We start from the raw sequence: 374 nt of genomic DNA, 5'->3' as shown, positions 1-374 counted from the left end.
CCAGTTGCTTTAATCGCTGTCGGATTGCTGATTTCCACGGTTCCTGCTTCGTCTGAGAAAAGCTTTTTGCAGGTGTTACACTTCCAGTATGTTTCGTGTCCATCTTCTGTGCAGCCGGCGTCTTTCTTTTCTACCTTTTCAAGATTATGACCAGTTGCTTTAATCGCTGTCGGATTGCTGATTTCCACGGTTCCTGCTTCGTCTGAGAAAAGCTTTTTGCAGGTGTTACACTTCCAGTATGTTTCGTGTCCATCTTCTGTGCAGCCGGCGTCTTTCTTTTCTACCTTTTCAAGATTATGACCAGTTGCTTTAATCGCTGTCGGATTGCTGATTTCCACGGTTCCTGCTTCGTCTGAGAAAAGCTTTTTGCAGGT

The 374-nt window shown here is 45.2% G+C and carries 1 pseudogene; it reads right to left on the bottom strand.

What is annotated here, in order from left to right:
* A pseudogene (locus LI112_RS17950) lies at positions 1-374 on the bottom strand (hypothetical protein); the annotation flags it as partial.

Source organism: Blautia sp. 210820-DFI.6.14, assembly GCF_020558815.1.
Classification (GTDB): Bacteria; Bacillota; Clostridia; order Lachnospirales; family Lachnospiraceae; genus Blautia_A; species Blautia_A obeum.
Note: the sequence above shows the minus strand (reverse complement) of the source record. Positions and strands in the feature narration are given on the sequence as shown.